Here is a 21,912-nt window from a genome sequence, read left to right as displayed (position 1 = left end):
AATGAAGACAGGTAAGTGTAAATAGCTAAATGGCAGCAATTACACTCAGAAGTTGATCGAGCGGCCTGCTTACTGGCAAACGCCCCGCAACCGCAGCTTCAACCGACAGCAATGAAGCCCAGCAACAGCACCAGCCCCAGCAGTGCGGCGGTCCAGATGGCCATCGCGCCCGTCAAGGCGCCGCGCGCCAGTTCGCCCCGCGGACTGAACGCATCCTCGATGCGCTCGTAAGCCCGGCCCGTGATGCCGAAGAAGAACGCTGTCATGGCCGGGCCCAGCTTGCCCCAGACCGTGCCGAGCCATCCTGCCATGCCGAAGCCGATCTTGCGGTAGAGCCAGTCGGTATCGAGGATCGTGCCGGGTTTCTCCGGCGGATAGAGTCCAAAGCGCTTGAGCATGACGAAGGCGAAAATCGCCAGGACCAGCAACTGCATCTGGGTCAGGATATGGTCGAACGTGAAGGGCTGGTAGTTCATCGCCTCTTCGCGGAACGGCAGCAGGTTGTAGAGCCATTCATAGCCGAGCCCGGGAATGATGGCCGGAATGCCGACGGCGATACAGATGAAGGCGCCCATGCCCATGGCAAGGAGCATGTTGAAGGGCGCTTCCTTCACGCGGCGGCCGCTGTCATGGCCGAAGAAGGCAAAATACGGGATCTTGATGCCGGAATGTTCCAGCACGCCGGCAGAGGCGAACAGCAGCATCAGCCAGACGATGGTCAGTCCCTCATGCGACACGGCGCTCATGGTGAGCGATTTTGCCACGAAGCCCGAGAAGAGCGGGAAGGCCGAAATCGACATCGCGCCGATGATGCAGAAGAGGGCCGTCCAGGGCATCGAGCGGTAAAGGCCGCCCAGTTCGGAGGCCTTGGTGGTGCCGGTGCGGTAGAGCACGGCGCCCATGCTCATGAACAGGAGGCCCTTGTAGATGATGTGGACAAAGGCGTGGGCGGTTGCGCCATTGAGCGCCAGAGCATTGCCGACACCGGCTGTGCCGAGCCCGATGGCGCAGATCATGAAGCCGACCTGGTTGTTCAGCGAATAGGCGAGCACCTTGCGCAGATCGTTCTCGATCACCGCAAAGAAGACCGGGAACACGGTCATAACGGCGCCGATCCAGATCAGCGCGTCCTGCCCTGGGAACATGCGGATGAAAGCATAGACGGCGAGCTTTGTCGTGAAGGCCGACAGGACCACAGCGCCCACGACGCTGGCCTTGGGATAGGCGTCCTGCAGCCAGTTGTGCATGAACGGGAAAGCCGCCTTGATGCCGAGGGCGATGAAGATCAGCATGGCGCCCGGCTCGCTGAGGCTGACAAAGGCCTTCATGCTGAGGCTGCCGGTATTGTTGTAGACATAGGCCGCGCCTGCCAGCAGCAGAACGCCTGACAGGACCTGTATCCCGAGATAGCGCATCGAAGCGAAATACGAGGCGCGCGTGCCAGCCGCCAGCACCATGAAGACAGACGTGACTGCGGTGATTTCCCAGAAGATGAACAGGGTCATCAGGTCGCCGGAGAAGGTGGCGGCAATCGCCGCGCCGGCATAGGCGAGCGCCATGCCGTCCTGCACCCGGTCATCGGTATGCCAGGCATAGATGGCGTTCAGCAGGGCCGCGAGAAGGAAGGCGAGGCCGAAGACAAAGCTGAGTCCGTCAACGCGGTAGAGGACGAGATCGAGCCCCAGGACGCTGGCGGTCAGATGGTTCACATTCTGGTCGGCCAGAACAAGCAGCAAGATTCCGATCAGCGGCGCAGCGATGGTGATGCCCTGACGGACGCGCCGCATGGGCAGGAAGATCGCAACGATCCCAGCGAAAATCAGCAGCCAGCCGGGGCTCAGGGCGGTGAGGAAGGCGGGCATTACTCGTCTCCCTCATAGGTCATGTGCGCAGCGTCCGGGGCCTGGGGCATGTCGGGGTCGACATCTGCAGGCGGTCCGCCGGCATCGCCATAATAGTTCTCGCCGCGGCGCAGCAGGTTGCCGAGCGGCCAGCCCATCAGCACCACGAAGGCGAACGCGGCAAAGCCGTAAAGCCCGTAGAACCCGGTTGCGTTGGCGAAGGAGAAATAATCGTGCCGGTTGACGAAGAGGTCGATCACGATGAGCAGCGCGCTGAGCAGGCCGATGCCCCAAAAGATGATCGCGCCAATATGCCTGGCTTCCGTCCATCCGAACAGGATTTTGGCCATCGGGTGCACACCCTCATTCGACACGGTGTGGAGATCGTGCGCCTTTTCGGCCGCCCGCTTCAGGAAGCGACCCGTCTTGTCGCGCGTTTCGGGGGTGTCATTGCTCATGGCTGGCCTCCAGTCACAATCGCAGCAGCGCCGCCGCTAACGGTGGGCGCCAGGAAATCGGCGAGCGGCCCGATCAGGAAGAACAGGACGATGCAGAGCGCAGCAGTGAAGACCGGCGCCGCCACGGTCAGGGCCGGTGCGCCGCCAGGGCGTTTGAATGCGCGCGGTTCGCCCGAGCCGGGCGGCGGCATCAGCGCCAGAATGGGGATTGGCAGGAGGTAGGCAATGTTCAGCAGCGACGAGCCGATCAGCACCCATGGCACATAGCCATTGCCGCGATCAATCGCGCCCTGCAACAGCTCGTACTTTGCCCAGGCGCCAGCCATCGGCGGAATGCCGATAATCGACAGGGCGGCGATGAAGAAGGCGATGAAGACGAGCGGCATGCGGCGGCCGAGGCCGCGCATGTCGGAAATATTGGTCGCGCCCGTCGCCACATAGATCGCACCGGCGCACATGAACAGGGTCATCTTGCCGACCGCGTGGGCGGCGATCTGGAGACTGCCACCGAGGAAGCCGGCTTCATTGGCCAGCATGGCACCGGCGGTCACATAGGCCAGCTGCGCAACGGTTGAATAGGCAAGCCGCGCTTTCAGATTATCCTTGGTCATGGCGACAAGCGACGCCACGATAATGGTGAAACACGCGACCCACAGGACGAATTCGCGGCCCGGCGTCGCATTCAGCAGGTCCTCGCCGAAGATGAAGACCGACACTTTCATCACCGTGAACACGCCAGCCTTCACGACAGCCACCGCGTGCAGCAGCGCAGAGACAGGCGTCGGCGCAACCATGGCGTTCGGCAGCCAGAAGTGCACCGGCATCAGCGCCGCCTTGCCGATACCGAACACAAACAGCAGCAGCAGGCTGGTCGATACGGCGGGGCTGATCTCGACGCCCGCAAGCAGGCCGCCCTGCACGAAGTCGAGGTTCTGGTCTGCCAGAGTCCAGGTCCACATGAGGGCCGTCAGGAACAGGCCGATGGAGGTGCCCAGCAGCGTCAGCAGGTAGATGCGCGCGCCGCGCTTGGCGGCCGCATCGCCCTTGTGCGCCACCAGCGGATAGGTCGACAGGGTCAGCACTTCATAGAACACGAACAGCGTGAACAGGTTGCCAGCCATGGCGACGCCCATCGCGCCGAAGATCGCAATGGCAAAGCAGATGTAGAACCGTGTCTGGTTGCGCTCGCGATTGCCGCGCATGTAGCCGATCGAATAGAACGAATTGACGATCCACAGGCCGCTGGCGACAAGCGCGAAGAGGGCGCCAAGCGGTTCCAGCTTGAAGGTGAAGGACAGGCCGGGTGCAGCCGCGCCGAGATCCAGCACCGGCACATCGCCATTCGACACGGACACGGCCAGCGCGATCACGACTGCCAGCAGGATGACCGACCCCACGATCGTGATGCCTTCGCGGATATTCGGGAAACGCCCTGCTGCGGCAATGCCGGCGGCGATCAGCAGCGGAATGCAGAGGGCGGCAAGGATCAGCATGTCAGGGCTCATCGGAACATCTCCAGTCCGAATGCCGCTGCGGCCGCATCACGCGCCAGGCCAAGCGGAATCTCCGTCGTGATACCGAAATAGATGTTTGCGAGGGCCAGGATCCAGAGCGGAACGAGCAGGACGATAGGCGCTTCCTTGCGGGCCTTGCGCGGGTTCACCGGCGGCTGGAAGAATACGGCCTCGAGGATCCGGCCGACATAGATAACGGCCAGGAAGCTGGAGAACACGACCAGGATCACGGCCCACCACCAGCCGTTCTCAAACAAGGCATAGCCAAGCTGAAGCTTCGACTGGAAGCCTGCTGTCAGTGGCACGCCGATCAGCGACAGGCCGGCAATGGCGAAGGCCGTCATCGTCCACGGGGCGGAACGGCCAAGACCGGCAAAGTCACGAATGTTGGTGCCCTTGTAGGTCAGCACGACGCCCGCGACGGCCATGAACAGCGCGCCCTTGATCATCGCATGGTTGAGGAGGTGGAACAGGCCCGCGCTGAGGCCGGCAGCCGTGCCGATCGAAATGCCGAGGATCATGTAGCCCACCTGCGCGACCGACGAATAGGCCAGCATGCGGCGCACATCGGTCTGGAAGACAGCCTGGAAACTGCAGGCAATCATGGCCGCGATGCCGAGCGGCATCAGCAGCGCTGTGAACGCCGCGCTCTCGAACACGAATTGCGGATTGAAAACCGAGAACAGGAAACGGATCAGGGCATAGAGCGCCACCTTGGTCGCCGTCGCCGACAGGAACATCGTGACAAAGCTCGGACCGTAGGAATAGGCATTCGGCAGCCACTGGTGCAGCGGCCACATGGCCGCCTTCAGGCCGAGACCGACAACGATAAAGGCAAAGCCCGCCTGGACGGTCCGGCTGCCTGCAAGGGCCGGCAGCTTGGACGCAATATCGGCCATGTTCAGGGTGCCGGTCGCCGCATACAGGAAGCCGACACCGATGATGAAGAAGGTCGCGCCGATCGTGCCCATGACCAGGTAGTTGAAGGCCGCGTGCAGCGCGCGGCGGTCACGCGATGCCCCGAGCGCCACGAGCACATAGGTCGACAGCGAACTGATCTCGAGGAACACGAACAGGTTGAACGCGTCACCCGTGATCGCCACGCCGCACAGGCCCGCAAAACAGGCCAGGAAGGCCGAGTAGAAAAGCGACGTCTTTTCCTTCGGGATCTCTGCCACGACCGTCGGGTAGGACATGACCGATGCCAGGACACCCATCGCCGACACCAGCACCAGGATCATGGCGTTCAGCGCATCGACACGGAACTCGATCCCCAAAGGCGGCAGCCAGTTACCGATCGCATAGCTGACCACACCGGATGTTTCGGGCGTCTGCACGATGGCCAGCAGGATGAGGGAGAAGATCAGCGAGGCGGCGGTGCCGGCAATGCTGATGAACCAGGCGATCCGGCCGTTCGGCACAAGCGTCAGCACAGGGGCCAGCACCAGCGGCACCATGACCAGCAGGGGCGCAGCATGGGCAAGCGCCCAGTCCGGCGCAGAACGCAACAGAAGATCGATCATGCGCCTGCCTCGTGGAGCCACTGGTCAATTTCGGCTTCCTGCGCGAGGGCGGTCTCAAGGTCGATCTCGCGGACTTCGTCGCTCTCGATCGAGCCATAGGCCTCACGAATGCGCACGATGAGGGCCAGGCCGACCGAGAGTGTGGCGACGCCGACAACGATGGCCGTCAGCATCAGGACATGCGGAAGCACATTGGAATAGGTGTTCACCAGCTCGACCGGCGCACTGGCATTGCCGAGGGCCTGCCCGCCCGGAACCGTCACGGCATGATGCGCCTCTTCGGCGCCGTGACCCCCGCCATGGGCTGGCGCGTCGGCACCGAACAGGATCGGCGCCGTTCCGCCAGCCACCTTGCCGAGCGTCACGTAGAACAGGAATACCGAGGTCTGGAACGTTGAGAGACCGACCAGCCGCTTGATCAGGTTGCCGCTGGCAAATGTGATATAGAGCCCGATCATCATCAGCCCGATGATCGCCCAATAGTTTGCCCGTTCGAGAATGAATTCCAGCATTGTCTACCAGTCTTTGTCGCGGATTTCGGCGACGCGGCCGGCAAAGGCATAGAAGATCGTGAGCATGGCGCCCGACACGGCGAACAGGACGCCGAGTTCGATCAGAAGGATGCCGATATGCTGGCCCTTGTGTTCGCCGGGCGGCTCGTGGAAGAGCGCCTGATACTCAAGGAAATTGCCGCCCTGCAACAGTGCCCAGTAACCGACACCTGAATAGAGCAGCACGCCAATCGCTGCGAGCGCCCGCGTAAAGACAGGCGGCACAGCGCGCATGGCAGAGGGCACGCCGAAAACCAGCGCGTAGAGAATGACGCCAACGGCGAAGATGATACCCGCCTGGAAGCCGCCGCCGGGGCCGAAATCACCGTGGAACTGCGTGTAGAAGGCAAACATCACGATGACAGGAATCAGCATCTTGGAGATAACGCGCAGAATGACATGGTGATCATCGTTCATGACGCGTCCTCCTCTGGCTTGGCTTGAGCGGCCGCACCCTTGCCCCGGCCGGGAAGCTTGTCGCCACGCCGGATGGATTCCGCCAGCGACCGTTCGCCGAATCCCAGCAGCAATGCCACGGAAAGGCCCGCGAGGAACACAACTGCGGTCTCGCCCAGCGTATCGAAGCCACGGTAGCTGCCGAGGACCGAGGTCACGACATTGGGGATGCCCGTGTCAGCCCAGTTGATCTGCATGTATTGCATCCCGACGCCCGCATTGACCGGCGAATTCGGATCGCCCAGCGCCGGCAGGTCGACGGTGGCATAGATCAGCATCACCCCGGTCGCGACAACAACCAGAAGCGGGCCAAGGCGCGCGAATTTCTTGTCCGGCTTGGCCGTGCGCGACGTCAGCAGCATCGCGCCGAGCAGCACGATGGTCGACATGCCGGCGCCAACGGCCGCTTCCGTGAAGGCAACATCCACGGCGTCAACAACGACATACCAGGTTGCCGAAACCAGCGAATAGATGCCCGACAGCATCACAATGGCGAACAGGTTGCGCAGGCGCGCAATCGCTATGGCGACCACGAACAGGACCGCGAGCAAGAGGATGTTTACGAGCGCAATCCCGATATTGCCGTCGAGTACGCCGGTCATGCTGCGTCCTCCTCATCATCGCGTTTCGAATTGATGCGCCCGATCAGCGGCTGGAGCCCGGCCGTGTGCGCTGCATTGGCAACCGCATGGGACGCTGCCGGGCTGGTGAGGAACAGCAGCCAGAAAATCACGCCCAGCTTCACGACAACAGCCCAGTCAGGCGCCATCAGCGCCATGCCGACCAGAATGACGGTCCCGCCCGACGTGTCGGTAATGCTGGCCGCGTGCATACGGGTATAGAAATCGGGGAACCGCATCACGCCAATCGTGCCGATCACGCACAGGATGGCACCGGCCAGGCAGAGTGCAGACCCGGCCGGATAGCGCACCAGTTCGAAGAATTGATGGAGGTTCGCCAGGATATCAGCCATTGCGCTTGCCTCCCTGTCCGCCCCGTCGGACCAGCGGAACCTGGAACGAACGGTAGCGGAAGAATTTGAGGATCGCGATGGTCGAGACGAAGTTGATCATGGCGTAAAGGATGGCGATGTCGAGAAATTCCGGACGCCCCATGACAAAGCCCAGCAGGCCGAGGGCAAGCACGGTTTTCGTGCCGAAAGAGTTCACCGCAAGCACGCGGTCATACAGCGTCGGACCCAGCAGGGTGCGGATCAGCAGAAGGATCATGCCGAGCAGGATGGCGATCAGGGCAGCGGCGGTCATGCGGCCGCTCCCTTGCCGTCAATCGCCCTGGCAGAGCGCCGGTCCATCTCGATGAAGGCTTCCGGCTGGCAGTCCTGTTCGTACAGGCCGTGCACCAGCAGCTTGTCGCCCTCGATCTCGACCGTCACTGTGCCCGGCGTCAGCGTGATGGAATTTGCAAACGTCACCTTGGCGAGATCTGACCGGCAGACCGTCTTGAGCTTGACCAGCGTCGGCGCAATGTCGAGTTCAGCGCGCAGGCAGGCCCGGATCACGGTCCAGTTTGCCTTCACGATTTCCTTTGCCAGCCATGGAAAATACAGCGCGAAGCCGACGATCCGCACGTATGGCACGCCTTCACGGTCAATCAGGTCAAGGCGGTGGGCAAGAATCAATGTGAGGGCCAGCGACACGCCGCCAAGGCCCAGCAACAAGGGTGTGAAATGACCGGACATTCCCAGCCAGAACGCAACCAACGTAATCAAAAGCCCTAGAAAGTACGCCACAATGCGCCTTCTCTCCCAATACAACCCAAATCACGAACGCCTGACCTAAAGGCAGTAAGCGGGCTTGGAAAGGCTCTTTCGGCGTTTTTCGGCCGCTAGCTGCCAAAAACCAGTCTGGCTGTGCGTTGGGAGGTCGAGAATGCCGCTTCTTCGTTCGCCGGCTCGCCGCCTTCCTGGGCGTCACGCAGTGCCTGCGACGAAAAAGCCGCCGACAGCGACCAGTTCCAGTAGCGCAGGGTTGTCTGCGCCTTTGCGACCGTCAGGATTTCATAGGTCTCGGCCACCATCGCGAACTGCGGATGGATCTGGCCTTCCTCAATTTCGAGCGGGCGCCGAAGGGCTGCCCAGAACACCGGCAGGAAGTCCCGCTTCACGCCGGTCGCCTTGCAAAGCACCGCAACGCCTTCCCCGCCGGGGTCGGACAGGATCTTGGCGATGGTGACAGGCCGGATGCCGCAGAGATAGCCGATTTCCTGGGCCAGTTCTGACGTCATGCCTTCCAGCGCGGCCGCATTGATGGCGCTCTCAAGGCTGTCGTATTCGCTGCGTTCGAGCGCTTCGCGGTTGCGCTGGCGCCGTTCGATCAGCTGCAGGGCCTTGCGGGCGACGGGGTCGGCCCACTTTTCCTCAGCCATGATCTCGAACACGTCCTTGCAGGTTTCGATGACTTCCAGGCGGTCGGCGGAATGGCGCTGGAGGATCTTGCGGCGGGTTATGCCGTCAGACCACCAGAACATGGCCATTGCCTGCGACGGACGCAGTTCAAGGCGCTCGACCAGCAGCTCGCATAGCTGGGATTCATCCCGCGACCGCATGACCAGCTTGTCGACAGCCGTCTCCGGCAGCACGGCGCCCGCGTTCGTCACCATTTCACGCACCACATGGGCTTCCCCATGCTCTGCAAGCGCAACACAGACGCTTGGCGCCACAACCTTGCGGCGGGCGATGGCCAGCCTGTGTTCGGTCGACGTTGCCTCGACGATTTCGCTGAGGTCGCAGGCATCAAACGCTTCGTTCTGTTCCAGCAGGGGCTGGGCAATCTCGAATGAACTCTGGGCGAGATAGCGCAACAGGCGGCGCGGCGCTTCGCGGCTTTGCGCCAGCCGGCTCGCACACAGCATCCGTTCGCGTGTCGTCGCGTGGAACAGCATGTCCAGCAGGATATCGCCCACCATGTTCCGGTCCTGATGGGCCAGTCGGGTGGCCGGCATCGCCACAAGGTCGAGCAGGCGCCGGAACAGGGCGTCCCGTGCGCGGCCGATTGGCGGCGTATTGGCTGACTCTTCGAACTCGTCCATCTCTATGCCTGCGTCGCAATGGCCATAGATTGAACGGAAACCGTTAACGAGCCGTACAGACGCGGTCCGGAATCAACCGTCTCAGTCGCGGGCGCGCGGATGCACAACCAGCACCAGCAGGCTGGCGACGAGCATCACGATGGCCAGCATGAACAGCATCCCGCCATCTGTCTGGGTTGAACCTGCATCGAGGGACACGGGAATCTCGCGGCCTAGCAGTGGCGACAGGTGGAAAGCCACCGCCCCGCCCAGCACAAAGGCTGCAATGACCGCGCCGATCCGCCGCGTGTAGGGCAAGAGCAGCAAAAACGCCGCGACCAGCTCAAGCATGCCCGTCAGCACCCGGCCCGCAGGCTCGAAAAGGGTCTGCCCGGAGCGTTCAGCAATGGTCTGGAACACGATACTGGTGCCGGGCGGATCAAAGAATTTCACCGATCCGGCTGGCGGGTTTGGCAACGGGTGGATCGTCGCCTGGACAAACATGGCAACCAAAAAGAGCGCAAGGGCCCAACTGACGAGTTGCCTGAACAGTCTCATGAAACACCACCCGTGGCTTGTAACTGGAACACAGCCTGAAACAGAGGGTACAAACTGGGCGACTCAAAGGCAACTGACAGTTCGTTGGTACGCCAGCGCAGGCGCCCTGCCCGCACTGCAATGTTCAGAAAACCACCCCTATTCTTCCGGCCCAATGACTGAATTCTGGAGGAAAGCTGATTATCGGATTTTACATTCCATGATCGGGCGCTCTACATACTGTCGCTATCGCCGACGGGAGCAGGCATGAGCGACAAGATCGAAGAAATCGTCGACGACATTGTCGAGGATGCTGTCGGAGACGTCACCTCGCCCGTCAGCGGGGTCAGCGAGGCGCTCGGCGCCGGCGCGTCCCTCCTGTCGACCGCGACCCACTGGCGGGCCCGGCGCCTGCGCCGCGGCGTGGGGATCGAGCTGCCGGCCTATCTTATGGTCCAGTGCAGCTGGTTCATGGCCTTCGGTCTGCAGATGGTGCTGTTTCCCTACCTGATCACTGGCAGGGACCACCTCCATCTGGGCGGCCTTGAGCTGGGCCTGGCCAATATGGCCCTCTCCGCGCCCTCCGTGATCTTCCTGCTGATCGGCGGCGTTGTGGCCGAGCGGGCAGACGGGCGGCGCCTGTTGATCGTCCTCCACCTGCTGGCGGCGGTTCCTGCCTTCATCCTCGCCGTATCCGTCTCCCGGGGCGAGCTTTCCTATCCCGTCATGATCGCCTATGGCCTGACCATCGGCACGGTCGGCGCCTTCATGATGCCGGCCCGCGATTCCATCGTGAACGAAATCGTTGAACGCCGCATGCGCGTCGGCTCCAGTGTCACGCTTCAGCTTGGCGTGACGCTGGCCACCATGGCCCAGTTCCTGGCCCAGATCGCCGGCCTGATCCTGGCTGGCTATGCCGACAAGATGACCCGCATGCCGCAATGGATGGGCGGGTTCGGCATTGGCCCGATCGCCGCCGATAAACTGCTGCTGGCGCAGGGTGTCGTGCTCGCCTTTGGCGCGGTGTTCGCGCTCAACCTCGCGAAGGGACGCCAGGTCCGCACCGGCCGCAGCGGCTTCGGAGCGGCCTTCGGCGACATTGCCGAGGGCTTCCGGGCTGTCCGCGCAGACGGGCGGCTGTGGGCCATGACCGCCCTGATGTTCGGTGTCGGCATTTTCGTGATCGGCGCCTTCCTTGTTGTCCTGCCCATCGTGAACCGCGACGTGTACGGCTTCGGCTCCGACGGTATCCGGGACATGTTTGTCACCTTCTGGCTCGGCGCCTTCGTCTCGTCAGTCGTGCTGTCGATCTTCCGGCGGATCAAGCGGCAGGGGCGCCTGTTGCTGATCGCCCAGTTCCTCGGCTCCAGCAGCATCCTCGCCATGATGTGGTCGATCCCGCACTGGGCCTTCCTCGCCATCGTCTTCATCTGGGGACTTGCCGCCGGAATCTCGATCGCGATGAGCCGCTCGATCGTGCAGGATGCGGCACCGAAGAAGAAGCTCGCCCGCGTCCTGTCGATCTACCAGCTGGGCTTCATGGCGGGTGCCCCGTTCGGCGCCGCCCTGATGGGCGCGCTGGTCGACATTTTCGGCCCGCAGAAGATCGCCATCGTGCCGGCCGGCGGCATGACCCTCATCATCCTGTGGATGGTCTTCTTCACGCCGGTCTGGAACATGAAGGGCCAGGCCTGGAAAGAGCATGCCGCGAGGAAGTGACACCGCGGGCGAAGCGTCCTAAATCGCTGCCCATGAAACAGCTTCCCCGCGCCACGATCCATTTGACGAATATCGTCTCGAACTGGCAGGCGCTTGACGCGCTGCACCCGGGCGCCACCACGGCGGCCGTGGTCAAGGCCGACGCCTACGGTCTCGGCGTGGCTCCGGTCTGCCGCGCCCTGTCGCGGGCAGGCTGCTCCACCTTTTTTGTCGCCTACCTCGAAGAGGCACTTGCCGTGCGCAAGGCCCTGGGGCTCGGCCCACGCATATTCGTGCTGAACGGCCCGGCGCGGACGGAAATGTCGGCCTATCTCGTCGCGGGCATCACCGCCGTCCTCTCCTCACCCGACCATTTGAAAGCCTGGGCCAATGCGCCCAAGGGCACGTCCGCCCTGCACTTCGATACCGGCATGAACCGGCTGGGCCTGAAAACCGCGGCCCTGGACACCACGCTGACGGCCCTGCAAAGGCTGCAACCTGTCCTGATAATGAGCCATCTCGCCTGCGCCGACGAGACAGGCAGCAAGATGAACACCGCCCAGCTCAAGGCATTTGACGATATCACCTCGGCCTTTGCCGATACGCCGGCCAGCCTGTCGAATTCGGCCGGATGCTATCTCGGCAAGGCGTTCGGCTACGATCTCACCCGCCCGGGCATTGCGCTCTATGGCGGCTCGCGGCCGCCGAAAGGTCTGCGGATCAGGCCGGCCCTGACGCTGGATGCCGCCATTCTCAGCGTGTTCGAGGGCAAGGCTGGCGAAACCGTCGGCTATGGCGCCACCCGGACGCTGGAACAGGATACGCTGCTCGCGACGGTCGGCATCGGCTATGCCGACGGCCTGCCCCGATCCGGCGGAAACAACCTCATCGCCTATCTCGACGGCATTGAATGTCCGGTCATGGGCCGCATTTCGATGGACCTGACGACGATTGATGTTTCTAAGGCACAGGACAAGGCAAAAACAGGCGCGCGCGTTGAATTCATCGGCGAGCATGCCAAACTCGAAGACCAGGCCGCCCGCGCGGGCACGCTTGGCTATGAACTCCTGACGGGACTCAGCAATCGTGTCGAACGTGTCTACGCATAAAACCGGCTTCCCCAATCCCCTGCGCTGGATCGGCGCGAGCCTTCTCGGCTTCTTTGCCGAGATCGGCCGCCTGTGCCTGTTCGCCGCGCGGGTCAAATTCGCCGCGTTCACGCCGCGCTGGTTCCTGGGCGAGATCTGGCGCCAGATGATCAGGATCGGCTTCTACTCCTTCCCGGTTGTCGGCCTGTCGGCCGTGTTCATCGGCGCGGCCCTTGCCCTCAACATCTATACCGGGGGCAGCCGCTATGGCGCCGAACAATTCGTGCCCAATATCGTCGTGCTGGGGATCACGCGCGAACTTGGCGCGGTGATTACGGGCCTGATGCTCGCGGGTCGCGTTTCGGCGGGCATCTCGGCAGAGATCGGCGCCATGCGCGTCACCGAACAGATCGACGCGCTGGAAACCCTCTCGGCCTCCCCCTACCGCTACCTCTACGCCCCCCGCTTCCTCGCGGCGCTCATCACCCTGCCCGTGCTCGTGGCCGCATCGGATATTATCGGCGTGATGGGCGGCTGGCTGGTCAGCGTCTACAGCCTCGGCTTCGATTCCACCGTCTACCTGCGCAACACGCTCGATTTCGTCACCCGCAACGACATCATCGTCGGCCTTGTCAAGGCCGTGGTCTTCGGCGGCGTCATCGCGATCATGGGCTGTTACCAGGGCGACCGGTCCAAGGCAGGCGCGACGGGCGTCGGCCGGGCCGCCACCCTGTCCATGGTCGGCGCAGCCGTGCTCGTGCTGGCATCCAATTTCGTCCTGTCCAACCTGTTCGTGGAGATCGGCCTGTGACCCAGCCCATCCTGAAACTGGAAGGCATCGAAAAATCGTTCGGCAATAACCATGTCCTGCGCAGCGTCGATCTCGACGTGGCACCGGGCCAGAGCCTTGTCGTGATCGGCGGCTCGGGATCGGGCAAGTCGGTCATGCTGAAGGTCGCCCTCGGCCTGATGACGCCGACGGGCGGCAAGGTTCTGTTCGATGGCCATGACGTCACCAATTCCACCGGCAAGACGCGGGAATCCATGCGGGCCCGCATCGGCATGCTGTTCCAGTCCGGCGCGCTGTTTGACAGTCTCACCGTCTGGGAAAACGTGGCCTTCCGCCTGATCAATGCCGACGGCGTGAAGCGTAGCGACGCAAAAGAGCGCGCGATTGCCACGCTCAAGAAGGTGCGCCTCGGGGCCGATGTTGCGGGCCTCTACCCGGCTGAAATCTCCGGCGGCATGCAGAAACGCGTCTCGCTCGCCCGCTCGATCATTTCCGAACCGGACCTGATCTTCTTCGACGAACCGACAACGGGTCTCGACCCGATCACGGCAGATGCCATCAATGACCTGATCGTCGAACAGGTGCGCGGCCTCGGCGCGGCGACCGTGACGATCACGCATGACATGAGCTCGGCCCGCAAGATTGCCGATGAAGTGGCCATGCTGTTCGAGGGCAGGATCATCTGGCGCGGGCCGGCCAGCGAGGTCGATCATTCCGGCCACGACCATGTCGACCAGTTCGTCCACGGCCGCGCCGAAGGCCCGATCCAGCCGGCGCTTTAGGGGCCGCTTGGGGGGTTGCCAAGCATCCACGTGATGATCGCTGCAATCACTCGCCTCAGCGGGGCAACGCCAATCCGTGACCTCCGAACAGGCCTCCCCTTCAAAAGGTTCTTCGGAAACACATGCTCGGCAACTTCATCGCTGTCAGTCTCAAACTCCCTGTGAATGAAGAAGAGAAAGATTGTTTCTTTGTATCGGCTTGTCATTGGGCACCTCGTCGAGTGATTCTGTTTGATTATCGTTCACGAGGGGTGGGCCTCCGGTGCCGCTATCTCAACGCACTCCGCAGATTCAAATTTATATTAATAATTTCAATGCATTATATGGAGGCGCGCGTTTCTTCGAGTGCAAACGCCGGGTATTCTTGGAGGGGCATCCCTTTAAAATACTCGAATGAACGGATGGTGGCGCAGCGTCCGCCGCTGAGCTAACCTTCTCCGAACACGGCACTCGGGGGAGACGCGCCATGATGGAATTCATCAAGTATATATCCGTGGCGTTCACCGCGCTGTCGATCGGCTTTACCGGCTGGCTGCAATACGAGAAATTCCGTCTCGATGGCGAATGGCACATCGACACGTGCACGCTCGAGGCTGACCTGAAAGCCTATGAAGGCCTGCATCTCGCCTGGCGCGTCTTCCTGTCGGACGATCCATTGTCGGCCCCGGTGGTCGGCGATGGCGAGAAAGTGGAAGAGGCGTTCAAGCCGATCCCGCCCGTTGGCCGGTTTCCCGTGCGCCTTGTCGGCACCAAGGAAATCAACACGGTCAGCCTGACCGGCCGGTTCGAAGGCGCCCGCCGCGCCTCGACCGGGCGGTTCGAGTTCCACCCGACCCTCTCCAAGCGGCTGTTCTCCGGCTATATCCCGTTCTACCAGCGCAATGTCGACGTGCTCGACGGCAGCTTCGCCTTCACGGCGGGCAATGCGCGCGGCCCGGCCCGCGCCGTGCGACTAACCGATGGCAAACCGCCCGCCGGCCTGCCAGCCTTCGTCTGCAAGGCGCCTGACGCGGTACAGATGCCGGAATAGAGCGGCTTTTCTTGCCGCGCCGGATCAGGATATGGCTCTGGCGTCCTGTCCGGAGATTCCTTCATGCCTTCGCTTCTGTCCTGGCCCGCGCTCGCGCCCATAGGCCTCCTGCTCGTGTCCAATGTCTTCATGACCTTTGCCTGGTACGGCCACCTCAAGTTCACCGACAAGGCCCTCTGGCTGGTCGTGCTCGCCAGCTGGGGCATCGCCTTCTTCGAATACTGCTTTGCGGTGCCGGCCAACCGGATCGGGCATACGGTCTGGTCCACGGCGGAGCTGAAAACCATGCAGGAAGTGATCACGCTGGTCGTGTTTGCCGTCTTCTCGGTGCTGTATCTGCGTGAAAGCTTCACGCTGAACCACGCCGTCGGCTTCGGCCTGATAGCAGCTGGCGCCTATTTTGTGTTCGCCGGGCCGTTTCGCTGAACGCCAAACCCCGCTAGGTCTGCGCCATGGCCAAAGCTCCCACATCTGCCTTTGTCTGCCAGTCCTGTGGCGAGGTCCATTCCAAATGGACCGGCAAGTGCAATGGCTGCGGCGAGTGGAACACGCTGGTCGAGGAGGCCGTCGCGGCCGTTCCTGGCGGCCTTGCCCCGGCCAAGGCGGGCACCAAGCGGTCCGGCAAGACCGAATTCGTCGCCCTCAATGACCGGACCGACCCGCCCAAACGCATCATCATGGGCGTTGAGGAACTTGACCGCGCCTTTGGCGGCGGGCTGGTGCCCTCCTCCGCCACGCTGATTGGCGGCGATCCCGGCATCGGCAAATCGACACTCCTGCTGCAGGTCGCGGCCCGCCTCGCCCGCAACGGCCTGAAATCGGTCTATGTCTCCGGCGAGGAAGCCGCTGCCCAGATCCAGGAACGGGCCGTCCGCCTGAAGGTCGCCGACAGCCCGGTCCAGCTCGCCACGGAGACTGACCTGCGCAAGATCCTGTCGGCGCTGAAGGCCGCCGAGCCTGATTTCGTGGTCATCGATTCGATCCAGACGCTCTGGTCGGACAGCCTGGAAGCGGCCCCCGGTTCGGTCTCGCAGGTTCGCGCCTGCGCACAGGAACTCACGCGCTGGGCCAAGAAATCCGGGGCGGCGCTCATCCTGGTCGGCCACGTCACCAAGGACGGCAACATTGCCGGCCCGCGCGTGGTCGAACACATGGTCGATACCGTCTTCTATTTCGAAGGCGAGCGAGGCCACCAGTTCCGTATCCTGCGCGCCACCAAGAACCGCTTTGGCCCGACTGACGAGATCGGCATTTTCGAGATGCACCAGTACGGCCTCGCCCCCGCCAAGGAACCTTCCGCCCTGTTCCTGTCAACAGATGGCGAGACGGCCGGCGGCGCCGCCGTGTTTGCCGCCATGGAAGGCTCGCGCCCCGTGCTGGCCGAAGTGCAGGCCCTGGTCGCGAAAAGCGCCTATGGCACCCCCCGGCGCAGCGTGGTCGGCTGGGATACAGGCCGTCTCGCCATGCTGCTCGCCGTGCTGGAGGCGCGCTGCGGCATCGGCTTTGCCGGCATGGACGTCTATCTGTCGGTTGCCGGCGGATACCGCATCAGCGAACCGGCTGGCGACCTTGCCGCCGCGGCCGCACTGCTGACCTCGCTGTCTGACACCGCCGCGCCTGAACGCTCGGTCTTTTTCGGCGAAGTCTCATTGTCGGGCGCCGTCCGCCCGGTCGCCCGGATCGAACAGCGGCTGAAGGAAGCAGCCCGCCTCGGCTTCATGCGGGCCTTCGTGCCCGAGGGTAGTCCAACTTCAGTCGATGGCTTGACGATCACCCCGATTAAGAGGCTTATCGAGCTCGTTGAGTTGCTTGCCCCGGACGCCCTGAATGCTTGATTTTGTTACAGCTTTCGACGCCATCGCCGTGGCTGTTATCGTCATTTCCGCTATCATGGCCTTCGCACGCGGCTTTCTGCGCGAAATCGCCACCATGGGCGCCTTCATTGGTGCACTGACGGCTGCGTTTTACGCCCGCAAGTTCCTGCGCGACGATCTTGCCGCCATGTTGCCGGAAAACATGTCCCAGCTCGATGTCGGCATATTCACGGTCCCCGTACCGGATCTTGTGCTGATCGTTACGGCCTTTATCGGCGTCTATGTCCTGGTCGCCTGGTTTGGCCAGCGCCTGTCCAAGAATATCCAGGGCGCCGATGGCATCGGCATGTTCGACCATGTCGCCGGGCTGGCCTTTGGCATCGCCCGCGGCATCATCGCCCTTGTATTCTTTGTCGTCCTTCTCCACCTCGCGCTCGATGAGAGCCGGATTCCCGCTTTCATCCAGAACGCAGCCTGCTACGAACTTCTCAGCAGTGTTGCCGATTATGTGAACGAGAATGCCACGAAAGTCGGCCAGGATGTGCAAACTGCCCTTCCCTCCGAGGCCGAAACAGGCCAATAGACGTCACGAACCTGTCATGCACGAGGGAGGCTCCGGTCTCATATGATCCATTTCGATCATGACGATGACAAACCCCGTGAAGAATGCGGCGTCTTCGGAATCTACGGAAACAACGAGGCCAGTCTTTACACCGCGCTCGGGCTCCATGCCCTGCAGCATCGCGGACAGGAAGCCTGCGGCATCACCACATTCGACGGCAAGCGCTTCCCGTCAGAGCGTCACATGGGCCTTGTCGGCGACCATTTCGGCGGCGACCTGCGCACCCGTCTGCCCGGCTATGCTGCCATCGGCCACAACCGCTATTCGACCCAGGGCCGGCCGATGCTGCGCAACATCCAGCCAATCTTTGCCGACCTGTCCTTTGGCGGCTTTGCCGTGGCCCATAATGGCAACCTGACAAATTCCCGCGAACTGCGTCACCAGCTGGTGCGCGATGGTGCGATCTTCCAGTCGACGATGGATACCGAAGTCATCCTCCATCTCGTCGCCCGCAGCTCCAAGCCGCGCTTCCTCGACCGCCTTGTCGATGCGCTGCAGCAGATCGAAGGCGGATATGCGCTTGTCGGCCTGACCGGCAAGAAGCTGATCGGCGCGCGTGATCCGATCGGCCTTCGCCCGCTGGTCATCGGCAAGCTGGGCACGGCCTATGTCCTGGCATCGGAAACCTGCGCGCTCGACATTATCGGTGCCGAGTTCGTCCGCGAAGTCGAGAATGGCGAACTGGTCGTCATCACCGATGACGGCATTGAATCGATCCGCGCCTTCCCGCCGCGCGCCTCCAGCCCGTGCGTCTTCGAATACGTCTATTTTGCCCGCCCCGACAGCATCGTCCAGGGCCGCTCCATCTACGAAGTCCGCCGCCGCATGGGTCACCGGCTCGCCATGGAAACCCCTGCCGACGCTGACGTCGTGGTGCCCGTGCCGGACAGCGGCGTTCCCGCGGCGCTCGGCTATTCGGAAGCCTCAGGCATCCCGTTCGGAATGGGCATCATCCGCAACCATTATGTCGGGCGCACATTCATCCAGCCGACCAATGTCGGGCGTCAGGCTGCCATCTCGAAGAAGCACAGCCCGAACCGCCCGGTGCTCGAAGGCAAGCGCGTCATCCTCGTCGATGATTCCATCGTTCGCGGCAACACGTCGAAGAAGATCGTCCAGATGGTGCGCGAAGCCGGCGCGAAGGAAATCCACCTGCGCTCGGCCAGCCCGCCCATCATCAACCCGGACTTCTACGGCATCGATATGGCCGCCAAGTCGGAACTCTTCGCCGCCATCCACACGCATGAAGAAATGGTGCGCGAACTCAAGGTCGACAGTCTCGGCTTCCTGTCCGTGCCGGGCCTGTACGCCGCGATAGGCGAACCCGTGCGCAACGCCATGCAGCCGCAATTCGCCGACCATTGCTTTACCGGCGACTATCCGACCAGTCTGGTTGACCACCAGCACGACGAGTCGGACAAGGAACGCCAGCTCTCCCTGCTGGACGACACGTAGGGCCTGCGCTAAGGGCGAGGCCGTATTCACAAGAGCGCCCATCCTTCGACTTCGCTCAGGATGAGCCCTCCTCAAGGGGAGCCCGCCTGTTTTGACAAAGACGCCCAGACTTGTCCTCGTGACCGGCGCTTCGCGCGGGATTGGCCGTGCCGCCGCGCTCCACCTCGCCCGCCAGGGCGATCTCGTCATCGCCGTCGCCCGTTCGAAGGCGGCCCTCGAAAAGCTCGACGACGAAATCCGCGCCATGGGCAATGAGGCCGTGCTCGTGCCGATGGACCTGAAGGATGCCAAGGGCATCGAGACGCTCGGCAAGGTGATCGGCGAGAAATTCGGCCGCCTTGACGGCTTCGTCGCGAATGCTGGCGTGCTCGGCACGCTGGGCCCGCTGGAAACCTGTGGACCCCGCAGTTTCGAGGAAACCATCGAGGTCAATCTCACCGCCAACTGGCGCCTGATCCGCGCCCTGTCGCCGTGGTTGCACCAGTCGGCTGCGCCGCGCGCCGTGTTCGTTACATCCAGCGTCGCAGCCAGTCCGCAGGCCTTCTGGGGGCCCTACCAGGCCTCGAAAGCAGGCCTCGAAGCCATGGTGACCGGCTGGGCCGACGAGACAGAGAAGATGGCTCTGCGGGTCAACATCTTCGATCCGGGCGGCACTCGGACCGACATGCGCGCCGCTGCCAAGCCCGGCGAAGACCCGATGACCCTGCCCACAGCAGAGGCAGTCGCCGCTGAACTTGTGAAACTCGTGTCGCCGGACGAAACCCGCACCGGTGCCCGCATCCGCTACCGCGACCTGCAAACGGCAAATGGCTGAACCGGGGGCCACCTCCAGGCCGCTTCTTGTCCGGTCGGCACGGCAGGACGATCTTCCGGTCCTGCTGGCATTCGAGCAGGGCATCATCACCGCAGAGCGCCCCTACGATCACACGCTGAAGCCTGATCCGATCAGCTATTACGACATTGCGGAACTGATCGCGTCCGATGATGCCGAAGTCGCCGTCATCGAAGCGGACGGCCAGATTGTCGCCTCCGGGTTCGCCCGGAAGAAGCTGTCCAGGGCCTATGTCCGCGACACCCATCACGCCTATCTCGGCTTCATGTATGTCAGGCCTGACTTTCGTGGCCAGGGGCTCAACAAGCGCCTGCTTGAACATTTGTCAGGCTGGGCAAGGGCCAACAATCTCCCGGAAATCCGCCTCACGGTCTACAGCGGCAACGCCCCGGCGATCCGGGCCTATGAAAAGGCCGGGTTCGCCCCGGACATCGTTGAAATGAGGCTGAACCTCGATGACTGAAAAAGACCAGCTCTTCCTGCTTCGGCCCGGATTTGCCGACCCTGCCTATCCCGGAGACACGTTCTATTGCTGGCATTGCGCCCTCATGGAAGGTGTGCTCGCGTCCTTTCCGGCGCTGGCAGGACGCATTGACGTGCACCGTATCGCCTGGCCGCGGCCACGCGCCGAACTGGCTAGCCTGCTCGGTGCAGACCATTCGTCATGCCCGGTGCTGATACTGTCAGGCGAAGGTGAATACAGCGGGGATGTAAAGCGGCATGGCTCGGTCCGCTTCATCGATGACAAGGATGCCATCCTACAGGCCCTTTCGGCCCGCCATGGCATACCCCTTCCCCATCCATGACCAGCCGGCCTAATTGACCGACAGGGTCACATCCGAGGCCAGAACCGTCAGCTTGGACATGTCAGCCGTCAGGGCGTCCTGCGGCGCCGCATCCGGATAGGCCAGGGCAAGCGCGGCGATGGCACTGGTCATGGCCTCGCCAGCCTCGGGATGGCTTGCCGCGATCTCTTCCTTCGACGCCGCCAACTGCATCTCGGCGACCTTGTAGAACCCATAGCCATCGAGATAGGGCTCGTACACACCGCTCGCCGCTGCGATGCGATACATGGCCGCCGCCCGCTCGATCATGTCGGCGATCACATGCGCCTTCACCTCGGCCTGCGCCGTGCCATTGTCCGGCGCCTTTAGTGAAGCGGCGCGCAGAGCGGCGATGATCTCATCCGTGCGCGCAGACACCTGCTCCGGCGTCTCGCCTGCCATCACGGCGGCGGAGGCATCCGTCAGCAGCCCATCGAACAGCGTCACGCCGCGCGCCTCCAGTATAGGCTCCATGTCGAACAGGACTTCGCTGACCGGGTGGGCAAACATTTCGGCCGCCGCATCGGCCTCACCGGCCGTGTAGGCATCGCGTGCGGCAATGATATGCGCCTCGGTGACCGCAAGGGCGATGTTGAACACAACCGGGTCCGTCGCGGCCAGCTCGATGGCCACGCCGCCTTCACCCTCTCCGCCAACCGAGCCGACAGGGGCCGGATCGGCCGCAAGGGCCTCCGGCGCGGCAGCTGGCGCTTCGACCGCAGCCAGCTCCGGCGATGGGGATGGTGCGGGCTGGCCACAGCCTGCAAGCGCAGTCGATCCCATCAGCGCGCCAAGGCCGAGCCGTGTCCAGCTATGGTAGATGTGTGGCATTTGCGACCCTTACACTCTCGTGGTTTCCAAGCTACATGCCTTACAGTAATGAAACTCATTCGCAAGCAGGTGCCGCATGTTTTTGACCCTTTCGGGCGTTCTTGACGCAGGCCAGCTCGCCACGGCGCAGCAGCTCGCTGCCACCCTGCGCTGGACCGACGGGGCGGCCACAGCCGGGCCTGCCGCCCGCGCCGTGAAGCATAATGAGCAGGCCGACCTCACCTCCCGCACCGGCGCCC

General features: G+C 62.9%; 25 protein-coding genes. 12 read left to right on the top strand and 13 right to left on the bottom strand.

The annotated features are described in order from the left end of the window. Positions 1–98: 98 nt before the first annotated feature. From VR74_RS08340 to VR74_RS08285, 12 genes are all read right to left on the bottom strand, one after another. The gene (locus tag VR74_RS08340; RefSeq protein ID WP_045695858.1) at positions 99–1,862 is read right to left on the bottom strand and encodes a Na(+)/H(+) antiporter subunit D; all 1,764 of its coding nucleotides are present in this window, start codon (positions 1,860–1,862) and stop codon (positions 99–101) included. Next, positions 1,862–2,299, bottom strand: a complete 438-nt coding sequence (locus VR74_RS08335) for a hypothetical protein (RefSeq protein WP_299949900.1) — start codon at positions 2,297–2,299, stop codon at positions 1,862–1,864. Before VR74_RS08335 ends, VR74_RS08340 begins: the two co-directional genes overlap by 1 nt. After that, positions 2,296–3,804, bottom strand: a complete 1,509-nt coding sequence (locus tag VR74_RS08330) for a proton-conducting transporter membrane subunit (RefSeq protein WP_045695857.1) — start codon at positions 3,802–3,804, stop codon at positions 2,296–2,298. Before VR74_RS08330 ends, VR74_RS08335 begins: the two co-directional genes overlap by 4 nt. Continuing rightward, positions 3,801–5,336, bottom strand: coding sequence for a monovalent cation/H+ antiporter subunit D family protein (locus VR74_RS08325; RefSeq protein ID WP_045695855.1), 1,536 nt, complete (start codon positions 5,334–5,336; stop codon positions 3,801–3,803). The genes VR74_RS08330 and VR74_RS08325 overlap by 4 nt, the downstream gene beginning before the upstream one ends. Continuing rightward, positions 5,333–5,848 (bottom strand): cation:proton antiporter subunit C, encoded by a 516-nt coding sequence (locus tag VR74_RS08320; protein ID WP_045695854.1) that lies wholly within the window; start codon positions 5,846–5,848, stop codon positions 5,333–5,335. The genes VR74_RS08325 and VR74_RS08320 overlap by 4 nt, the downstream gene beginning before the upstream one ends. A gap of 3 nt (positions 5,849–5,851) precedes the next feature. Next, positions 5,852–6,304, bottom strand: a complete 453-nt coding sequence (locus tag VR74_RS08315) for a Na(+)/H(+) antiporter subunit B (protein WP_045695853.1) — start codon at positions 6,302–6,304, stop codon at positions 5,852–5,854. Further along, a complete protein-coding gene (locus VR74_RS08310) occupies positions 6,301–6,945 on the bottom strand; it encodes a DUF4040 domain-containing protein (protein ID WP_045695851.1) in 645 nt (214 codons plus the stop codon). Before VR74_RS08310 ends, VR74_RS08315 begins: the two co-directional genes overlap by 4 nt. After that, positions 6,942–7,316: a monovalent cation/H(+) antiporter subunit G gene (gene mnhG / locus VR74_RS08305; protein WP_045695849.1), complete on the bottom strand. Its 375-nt coding sequence runs from the start codon at positions 7,314–7,316 to the stop codon at positions 6,942–6,944. The genes VR74_RS08310 and mnhG overlap by 4 nt, the downstream gene beginning before the upstream one ends. Then, entirely contained in the window at positions 7,309–7,608 is a 300-nt protein-coding gene (locus tag VR74_RS08300) for a monovalent cation/H+ antiporter complex subunit F (RefSeq protein WP_045695848.1), read from the bottom strand. Before VR74_RS08300 ends, mnhG begins: the two co-directional genes overlap by 8 nt. Beyond that, positions 7,605–8,093, bottom strand: a complete 489-nt coding sequence (locus VR74_RS08295) for a Na+/H+ antiporter subunit E (RefSeq protein ID WP_299949898.1) — start codon at positions 8,091–8,093, stop codon at positions 7,605–7,607. Before VR74_RS08295 ends, VR74_RS08300 begins: the two co-directional genes overlap by 4 nt. A 95-nt stretch (positions 8,094–8,188) precedes the next feature. Next, a complete protein-coding gene (locus VR74_RS08290; protein ID WP_045695846.1) occupies positions 8,189–9,391 on the bottom strand; it encodes a DUF2336 domain-containing protein in 1,203 nt (400 codons plus the stop codon). An 81-nt stretch (positions 9,392–9,472) separates the two neighbouring features. Continuing rightward, the gene (locus VR74_RS08285; RefSeq protein ID WP_299949896.1) at positions 9,473–9,928 is read right to left on the bottom strand and encodes a DoxX family protein; all 456 of its coding nucleotides are present in this window, start codon (positions 9,926–9,928) and stop codon (positions 9,473–9,475) included. 246 nt (positions 9,929–10,174) lie between these two features. Here VR74_RS08285 and VR74_RS08280 point away from each other — a divergent pair, with 246 nt between their 5' ends. The 12 genes from VR74_RS08280 (at position 10,175) to VR74_RS08220 (ending at position 20,824) form a co-directional block, all read left to right on the top strand. Then, complete coding sequence (locus tag VR74_RS08280) at positions 10,175–11,626, top strand: MFS transporter (RefSeq protein WP_045695845.1); 1,452 nt, start codon at positions 10,175–10,177, stop codon at positions 11,624–11,626. Positions 11,627–11,658: 32 nt separating this feature from the next. Then, a complete protein-coding gene (alr, locus tag VR74_RS08275; RefSeq protein WP_045695844.1) occupies positions 11,659–12,714 on the top strand; it encodes an alanine racemase in 1,056 nt (351 codons plus the stop codon). After that, on the top strand, positions 12,692–13,504 hold the full coding sequence (locus tag VR74_RS08270; RefSeq protein WP_045695842.1) for an ABC transporter permease: 813 nt from the start codon (positions 12,692–12,694) through the stop codon (positions 13,502–13,504). Before alr ends, VR74_RS08270 begins: the two co-directional genes overlap by 23 nt. Then, positions 13,501–14,265 carry an ATP-binding cassette domain-containing protein gene (locus VR74_RS08265; protein ID WP_045695841.1) on the top strand — a complete coding sequence of 255 codons (765 nt, stop codon included), beginning with the start codon at positions 13,501–13,503 and terminating at the stop codon, positions 14,263–14,265. Before VR74_RS08270 ends, VR74_RS08265 begins: the two co-directional genes overlap by 4 nt. A 466-nt stretch (positions 14,266–14,731) precedes the next feature. Further along, complete coding sequence (locus tag VR74_RS08255; RefSeq protein ID WP_045695837.1) at positions 14,732–15,295, top strand: hypothetical protein; 564 nt, start codon at positions 14,732–14,734, stop codon at positions 15,293–15,295. 63 nt (positions 15,296–15,358) lie between these two features. Then, positions 15,359–15,721 carry a DMT family protein gene (locus tag VR74_RS08250; RefSeq protein WP_045695835.1) on the top strand — a complete coding sequence of 121 codons (363 nt, stop codon included), beginning with the start codon at positions 15,359–15,361 and terminating at the stop codon, positions 15,719–15,721. A gap of 26 nt (positions 15,722–15,747) precedes the next feature. Further along, positions 15,748–17,130: a DNA repair protein RadA gene (radA, locus tag VR74_RS08245; protein ID WP_045695834.1), complete on the top strand. Its 1,383-nt coding sequence runs from the start codon at positions 15,748–15,750 to the stop codon at positions 17,128–17,130. Then, the gene (locus tag VR74_RS08240) at positions 17,123–17,692 is read left to right on the top strand and encodes a CvpA family protein (RefSeq protein ID WP_045695832.1); all 570 of its coding nucleotides are present in this window, start codon (positions 17,123–17,125) and stop codon (positions 17,690–17,692) included. Before radA ends, VR74_RS08240 begins: the two co-directional genes overlap by 8 nt. 42 nt (positions 17,693–17,734) lie before the next feature. Beyond that, the gene (gene purF / locus VR74_RS08235; RefSeq protein WP_045695831.1) at positions 17,735–19,186 is read left to right on the top strand and encodes an amidophosphoribosyltransferase; all 1,452 of its coding nucleotides are present in this window, start codon (positions 17,735–17,737) and stop codon (positions 19,184–19,186) included. Between the two features lie 91 nt (positions 19,187–19,277). Then, entirely contained in the window at positions 19,278–20,000 is a 723-nt protein-coding gene (locus tag VR74_RS08230; RefSeq protein ID WP_045695830.1) for an SDR family NAD(P)-dependent oxidoreductase, read from the top strand. Further along, positions 19,993–20,481, top strand: coding sequence for a GNAT family N-acetyltransferase (locus VR74_RS08225; protein WP_045695828.1), 489 nt, complete (start codon positions 19,993–19,995; stop codon positions 20,479–20,481). Before VR74_RS08230 ends, VR74_RS08225 begins: the two co-directional genes overlap by 8 nt. Then, complete coding sequence (locus VR74_RS08220; protein ID WP_045695827.1) at positions 20,474–20,824, top strand: DUF3088 domain-containing protein; 351 nt, start codon at positions 20,474–20,476, stop codon at positions 20,822–20,824. The genes VR74_RS08225 and VR74_RS08220 overlap by 8 nt, the downstream gene beginning before the upstream one ends. Positions 20,825–20,833: 9 nt before the next feature. Here VR74_RS08220 and VR74_RS08215 read toward each other — a convergent pair whose 3' ends face one another. Then, the gene (locus VR74_RS08215) at positions 20,834–21,673 is read right to left on the bottom strand and encodes a hypothetical protein (protein ID WP_045695825.1); all 840 of its coding nucleotides are present in this window, start codon (positions 21,671–21,673) and stop codon (positions 20,834–20,836) included. Positions 21,674–21,912 lie beyond the last annotated feature (239 nt).

The sequence above is a fragment of the Hyphomonas sp. BRH_c22 genome (genome assembly GCF_000961795.1).
Taxonomy (GTDB): Bacteria; Pseudomonadota; Alphaproteobacteria; order Caulobacterales; family Hyphomonadaceae; genus Hyphomonas.
This window is presented reverse-complemented; position numbering and strand designations above follow the sequence as displayed.

What these genes read in the sequence shown, in the direction of transcription:
- VR74_RS08340 (WP_045695858.1), bottom strand. Translation starts at nt 1,862, where the DNA reads ATGCCCGCCTTCCTCACCGCCCTGAGCCCCGGCTGGCTGCTGATTTTC.
- VR74_RS08335 (WP_299949900.1), bottom strand. Translation starts at nt 2,299, where the DNA reads ATGAGCAATGACACCCCCGAAACGCGCGACAAGACGGGTCGCTTCCTG.
- VR74_RS08330 (WP_045695857.1), bottom strand. Translation starts at nt 3,804, where the DNA reads ATGAGCCCTGACATGCTGATCCTTGCCGCCCTCTGCATTCCGCTGCTG.
- VR74_RS08325 (WP_045695855.1), bottom strand. Translation starts at nt 5,336, where the DNA reads ATGATCGATCTTCTGTTGCGTTCTGCGCCGGACTGGGCGCTTGCCCAT.
- VR74_RS08320 (WP_045695854.1), bottom strand. Translation starts at nt 5,848, where the DNA reads ATGCTGGAATTCATTCTCGAACGGGCAAACTATTGGGCGATCATCGGG.
- VR74_RS08315 (WP_045695853.1), bottom strand. Translation starts at nt 6,304, where the DNA reads ATGAACGATGATCACCATGTCATTCTGCGCGTTATCTCCAAGATGCTG.
- VR74_RS08310 (WP_045695851.1), bottom strand. Translation starts at nt 6,945, where the DNA reads ATGACCGGCGTACTCGACGGCAATATCGGGATTGCGCTCGTAAACATC.
- mnhG (WP_045695849.1), bottom strand. Translation starts at nt 7,316, where the DNA reads ATGGCTGATATCCTGGCGAACCTCCATCAATTCTTCGAACTGGTGCGC.
- VR74_RS08300 (WP_045695848.1), bottom strand. Translation starts at nt 7,608, where the DNA reads ATGACCGCCGCTGCCCTGATCGCCATCCTGCTCGGCATGATCCTTCTG.
- VR74_RS08290 (WP_045695846.1), bottom strand. Translation starts at nt 9,391, where the DNA reads ATGGACGAGTTCGAAGAGTCAGCCAATACGCCGCCAATCGGCCGCGCA.
- VR74_RS08285 (WP_299949896.1), bottom strand. Translation starts at nt 9,928, where the DNA reads ATGAGACTGTTCAGGCAACTCGTCAGTTGGGCCCTTGCGCTCTTTTTG.
- VR74_RS08280 (WP_045695845.1), top strand. Translation starts at nt 10,175, where the DNA reads ATGAGCGACAAGATCGAAGAAATCGTCGACGACATTGTCGAGGATGCT.
- alr (WP_045695844.1), top strand. Translation starts at nt 11,659, where the DNA reads ATGAAACAGCTTCCCCGCGCCACGATCCATTTGACGAATATCGTCTCG.
- VR74_RS08255 (WP_045695837.1), top strand. Translation starts at nt 14,732, where the DNA reads ATGATGGAATTCATCAAGTATATATCCGTGGCGTTCACCGCGCTGTCG.
- VR74_RS08250 (WP_045695835.1), top strand. Translation starts at nt 15,359, where the DNA reads ATGCCTTCGCTTCTGTCCTGGCCCGCGCTCGCGCCCATAGGCCTCCTG.
- radA (WP_045695834.1), top strand. Translation starts at nt 15,748, where the DNA reads ATGGCCAAAGCTCCCACATCTGCCTTTGTCTGCCAGTCCTGTGGCGAG.
- VR74_RS08240 (WP_045695832.1), top strand. Translation starts at nt 17,123, where the DNA reads ATGCTTGATTTTGTTACAGCTTTCGACGCCATCGCCGTGGCTGTTATC.
- purF (WP_045695831.1), top strand. Translation starts at nt 17,735, where the DNA reads ATGATCCATTTCGATCATGACGATGACAAACCCCGTGAAGAATGCGGC.
- VR74_RS08225 (WP_045695828.1), top strand. Translation starts at nt 19,993, where the DNA reads ATGGCTGAACCGGGGGCCACCTCCAGGCCGCTTCTTGTCCGGTCGGCA.
- VR74_RS08220 (WP_045695827.1), top strand. Translation starts at nt 20,474, where the DNA reads ATGACTGAAAAAGACCAGCTCTTCCTGCTTCGGCCCGGATTTGCCGAC.
- VR74_RS08215 (WP_045695825.1), bottom strand. Translation starts at nt 21,673, where the DNA reads ATGCCACACATCTACCATAGCTGGACACGGCTCGGCCTTGGCGCGCTG.